Here is a 5,022-nt window from a genome sequence, read left to right as displayed (position 1 = left end):
GCCTGATACTGTCCACGTATGATCTGGTCCGCCTGGTCGGCACTCCATGCCGGGCCGCCAGTGAGGGCCGCAGCACCGATGGCGAGCGTGAGAACGAGCTTGTTCATGCCTGCACCAGGGGTGCACCGGGATTGCGCAGATATTGATTGCGGATGGCATCGGCGGCGCGGAAAGCGAGCGCGCCGACCGTTCCTGTCGGATTTTTGCCGGCATTCTGCGGGAAGGCCGACGCACCGATGACAAAGACGTTGGGGACGTCCCAACTCTGGAGGAAGGTGTTGACCGCGCTCTTCTTCGGGTCCGTTCCCATGATGGCGCCGCCCGTATTGTGGGTGCTCTGGTAGGGGACGCTGTCCCAGCCTTTCTTGCGGCGGCTGACGGCGTACTGCTTTCCGCCGAGCGCCTTGGCAATTTCCTCCATCCGGTCGCAGACATAGTTCGACATGCGGATGTCGTTGTCGGGAAAATCGAACGTCATGCGCATCAGCGGCCGCCCGAAACGGTCCTTGTAGGTCGGGTCGAGGTCGAGGTAGTTGTTGCGCGTCGCGTAGCTGCTTCCCTGGGACGAGTAGCCAAGCGTGCTCTTGTAGCCCTCGACCGTTGCCTTCTTCCAGGCGCTGCCCCATTTCGGCGTGCCGGGCAGGGTCGGCCTGGTTCCGATCGGGCGCCCGTTGGTGGGAATGCAGTTGATGCCCGCACCGCCGACGAAGTCCAGCGCGCCGTGGTCGAACGCGTCACCATTGTAATCGTCGATCGTCTGGCCGAGCGCGCCTGCGGCGATGAACGGGTTGAAGTTCTTGTCGTCGAAGAACACCTGCACGCCGGCGTTTGTCTGGTAGCAGTAATTGCGCCCAACCGTTCCTTCGCCGCTGCCGGGGTCGTAGATCTTGCCGATGCCGGACAGCATCATCAGCCGGGCATTGTGCAGGCCGTAGGCGCACAGCAGCACCAGATCGGCCGGCTGGAAGTACTCCTCGCCTGAGGTATCGACGTAGGTCACGCCGCGCGCCGACTTGCCTCCGGGAGCCAGATCGACATGCAGTACCTCGCTGTCGGTGCGGACTTCGAAATTGGACTTCTTCATCAGCACCGGAAGGACGGTGGTCTGGGCGCTCGACTTCGAATAGTTGGCACAGCCGAAGCGTTCGCAGAATCCGCAATAGGTGCATTGACCCATGGCGATGCCGAGCGGGTTGACATAGGCCCGCGACATGTTGGCGGATGGGGTCGGGAAGGGATGCAGGCCGATCGACCGGCCGACCTCGGCGAACAGGGTTGGCGCGTAGGTCATCTGCATCGGCGGGTTCGGATAATCCCGCGACCTTGGATCCTCGAACGGATTGCCGCCTTCCTGCAACTGCCCCTTGATATTGCCGGCCTTGCCCGAGATGCCTGCCAGATACTCGAACTGGTCGTAATAGGGCTCCATCTCCGCGCCGGTCACGCCCCAGTCCTCGACCTGGAGATCGGCGATTCTCGATGCACCATATTTCTTGGTCAGATTGGTCTTTATCTGAAAGTCTGAATCCCAGAACCGCCAGGTGTGGCCGTTCCAGTGGACGCCGGCGCCGCCGACGCCGTTGCCGGGGAGGAAGGAGCCGAAATCGCGCATCGGCAGCGCCTTCTGCGATGGGTCGTTGCGCACCGTCATGGTTTCCACGGCGGGCTGCAGGAAGAGGTCGCGCCGGATGCTGTAGCGCAACTCATCCTGCGCGTAGCCGATGTTGAAATCGGTTGCCGTATCGCGCCAGGGGCCGCGTTCTATAGCCACCACGTCCAGGCCCTGATCGGTCAATTCGTGGGCCAGAATGGATCCCGTCCAGCCGAGGCCGACGATCACGACGTCTTTGCGAGGCAGTATCTTGGTCATGATCAGGCGCCTTTGCCGAGCCATTCGGGGCGCCCGATGATCGAGACAGGCGGCTGCGGATATGGCTGATTGTGTTTGCTGACATGGTCGCGGTAGTCGTAGCGGGCGCCTGGAAAACCAAGCATGCGCCACGAGACCATGTCCTTGTTGCCGCCATAGACGGGGTCGGCAAAGAACCCCTCCATGGTGTTCTGCAGCAGAAGCCCGAAGAAACCCGGCCCCTTGACGCCATTGGGCAGGTCGACCTTCCCGGCCTCCATAGCCGTCAGGAAGGCATCCTGTTCGGCCGGTGCGAGCTCGACGAATGTCTTGCCGTCCCGCTGTTTCAGGAAAGCGTCGATGGCGGCAAGCCCGGTGCGGTAACGCTGCGCCGGATTGGCCTCGCCCTGATAGCCCTGGGTGGGCAGTCCAGGCAGAAACGGGCCTTGCGTGTAAAGCCGGCTCGACGCACCGAACGCCCCCATCAACTGCCTGTCGATATAGACGGCGCAACCGGCTTCCTTGCCGCCCATGCTGAGCTCGTCGGCCGGAATGATGCGGTCGACGATCGCCTCGACTAGAGCTGCTTCCTGGGCCGAGAAAAAGTGCCAGCCGCCTGCCACGACCTGCGTCGGTGGATCGGATGTCATTGGCGTCCAGGGCAAAGTGCCCGAGAACGATCGCGCAAAACCGGCCGATGTCGCGGTTGCCGTAAACATTGCGACCGAGGACAGGAAAAGACGCCGATTCATTCGGACAGGGTTGCGACGGTTCATATTAGGAATCTCAAAAATAAGAGAGCACGCTTGGGAAGTGATTCCCAAGTATTCATGACAACGATAGTTAGGTTAAGCCGCAGATCGAATGCCGATAGACTGCGAGATGAAAATGACCTCGTCAACCACATCACAAAATCGTTAGCGAGGGTTTGGTCTACTGTCGATCAGGTCTGCTTGTGCTGTTGGAAGCCGGTTTTCGCCCGGAACTTGGGCTGCAGCGTCGCCTCTTGCAGAGCGTCCTGGCATACGCGGCCGGATACTGGACCGATAGAAACAGCATCGTGCCATCAGGCATGAATCAGGGACAGCCACAGACCGGCTGGCGTTCGAGGTAGTGGTCGACACCAGGGCGCCACCGCGACGTATCACGAGGCGTTCCGGACCCCTTGATCATACCTGCTCAGCTGGCAAGCAGCCTAATGAGTTTACGACCTGGACGACGCCTTGTAGACTGAACACATGGCGCTCAAACGGATGGACAACATAGGAATCGTCGTCGATGACCTCGAAGAGACGATTGGTTTCTTTGGCGAGCTCGGCCTTGAGCTCGAAGGGCGGGCCACGATCGAAGGAGAATGGGCCGGACGTGTCACTGGACTGGGCGATCAACGCGTCGAGATTGCCATGATGCGGACGCCGGACGGCCACAGCCGGCTCGAACTGTCCCGCTTCCTCACGCCGCCTGCCGTCTCGGATCACCGCAACGCCCCGGTTAACGCCCTCGGCTACCTCCGCGTCATGTTCGCCGTGGACGACATTGAGGGGACGCTTGAAAGGCTCCGCAATCGCGGTGCGCGGCTCGAAGGCGAAGTTGTCCAGTATAGAGACGTGTATCGGCTCTGCTACATTCGAGGGCCCGGAGGGCTTCTCATAGGGCTCGCGCAAGAACTAAGCTGAGCGCAATGCGCTAAGCGGCCTGCCGCTTCGGCACCATCTGCTCATCCATCCCCGGCCGATGGCCGCGCAGATAGAGCGCGCAGGTGGTGCGCAGCATCGACGCAAAGTTCGGGATGGCGCCGTTGATCTCTATGGCTTCGTCATAGAGCTTGGAGATGAATTTCGGCGTCGTCAGGTTCTGGTTTTCGGCGATCTCGTCAAGCAACGCCCAGAACGTCGCTTCGAGCTGGATGCTGGTCGAGTGACCGTCGATGCGAATCGAGCGGTTGATCTGGCGATAGCCTTCGGGGTCCTGGCCCGCAAACACCCTGCACATCCGACAAACCTCCCATGATTGTTGGTCTTGGGTGGACGGCGTGCAGTTTGATACTGCTTGACCTGTCCCCACACGTATTCTCGGGCAAAATTGCCGGTCCGGCAATCGGACTTTCGTCCCGTTCGCGGCTGCGGGCGTGGTAACCGGCTGCCACCACCTTTTGTCCGCGCCGCGCATAATCGCCTCCACACCAGCGCGGAGACTAATTTGGCCAAGGCGATCCACAGTATGATCCGGGTTCTCGACGAGACCCGATCGGTCGATTTCTACAGAAACGCCTTCGGGCTCAATGTCGCCGACAGGCTGGATTTCGAGACGTTCACGCTCCTTTACCTCAGCAATGCCGAGGCAGGGTTCGAGCTCGAACTGACCGTGAACAAGGATCGGCAGGAAGCTTACGGGCTCGGCGACGGCTACGGTCACTTCGCTGTCTCCGTCGCCGACCTCGACAGCGAACATGACCGTCTCGGTGCGCTTGGCCTGAATCCGAAGAAGATCGTCGAGTTCAACCGCGACGGATCGCTGATCGCCCGCTTTTTCTTCATCGAGGACCCCGACGGCTACAAGATCGAGGTTCTGCAGCGCGGAGGTCGCTTCCAATAGGAGACATAGCAGTCGCGCCGGCAGGTGCGGCGCCAGCAAACGCACTCTCAACAGTGCACATAGCAAGCAGGGAGGAATAAAATGGTCACGATCTATGACGCGAAGCCCGGGCTTTCCCGTCGTGAGCTTCTCAAACGCGGCGGCATCGGGGCGCTGCTCGTCATCTCCGGTAGCGCCGTCATCAGCCCTGAACATGCCTGGGGGCTCGAGACATCGGCACTCAAGCCCGAAACCATGGCGACGCTGATCCAGATGGCGCGTGACATCTATCCGCACGATCAGGTGCCGGACAAATACTACGCCATTGCCGTGAAAGGTCATGACGAGCAGGCCGGCAAGGACGCCGCCTACAAGGCGATGCTCGAGGATGGCATCGCCGACCTCGACAAGAAATCCGGTGGCGGCGGCTATCGCGGCCTCGGCTGGGAGGACCAGCGCGTCGGCGTGCTGAAGCAGATCGAGGCGACGCCGTTTTTCCAGGCCATCAGAGGCGGCCTTGTGGTCGGCCTCTACAACCAGAAAGAGGTGTGGCCGATCTTCGGCTACGAGGGCGAGTCCTATTCCAAGGGCGGCTACAT

Annotated in this window: 6 protein-coding genes; 3 read left to right on the top strand and 3 right to left on the bottom strand. The window is 61.0% G+C overall.

The genetic code is table 11. The annotated features are described in order from the left end of the window. Window positions 1–103 precede the first annotated feature (103 nt). Together EN994_RS17440 and EN994_RS17435 are read right to left on the bottom strand one after the other, a co-directional pair. A complete protein-coding gene (locus EN994_RS17440) occupies window positions 104–1,870 on the bottom strand; it encodes a GMC family oxidoreductase (RefSeq protein ID WP_024503527.1) in 1,767 nt (588 codons plus the stop codon). Window positions 1,871–1,872: 2 nt separating this feature from the next. After that, complete coding sequence (locus tag EN994_RS17435; RefSeq protein ID WP_244514297.1) at window positions 1,873–2,499, bottom strand: gluconate 2-dehydrogenase subunit 3 family protein; 627 nt, start codon at window positions 2,497–2,499, stop codon at window positions 1,873–1,875. Window positions 2,500–3,087: 588 nt separating this feature from the next. Here EN994_RS17435 and EN994_RS17430 point away from each other — a divergent pair. Next, a complete protein-coding gene (locus EN994_RS17430; RefSeq protein WP_063167925.1) occupies window positions 3,088–3,525 on the top strand; it encodes a VOC family protein in 438 nt (145 codons plus the stop codon). 10 nt (window positions 3,526–3,535) lie between these two features. On the opposite strand, the gene EN994_RS17425 is transcribed toward EN994_RS17430, so the two are convergent. After that, window positions 3,536–3,841, bottom strand: coding sequence for a ribbon-helix-helix domain-containing protein (locus tag EN994_RS17425; protein WP_063167926.1), 306 nt, complete (start codon window positions 3,839–3,841; stop codon window positions 3,536–3,538). A gap of 207 nt (window positions 3,842–4,048) precedes the next feature. Here EN994_RS17425 and EN994_RS17420 point away from each other — a divergent pair, with 207 nt between their 5' ends. Together EN994_RS17420 and EN994_RS17415 are read left to right on the top strand one after the other, a co-directional pair. Further along, complete coding sequence (locus EN994_RS17420; protein WP_027161507.1) at window positions 4,049–4,444, top strand: VOC family protein; 396 nt, start codon at window positions 4,049–4,051, stop codon at window positions 4,442–4,444. A gap of 81 nt (window positions 4,445–4,525) precedes the next feature. Beyond that, window positions 4,526–5,022, top strand: a 497-nt coding sequence (locus EN994_RS17415) for a gluconate 2-dehydrogenase subunit 3 family protein (RefSeq protein WP_127307677.1), incomplete at its 3' end; no start/stop codon positions are given.

Source organism: Mesorhizobium sp. M7A.F.Ca.CA.002.09.1.1 (assembly GCF_003998555.1).
Classification (GTDB): Bacteria; Pseudomonadota; Alphaproteobacteria; order Rhizobiales; family Rhizobiaceae; genus Mesorhizobium; species Mesorhizobium ciceri.
This window is presented reverse-complemented; position numbering and strand designations above follow the sequence as displayed.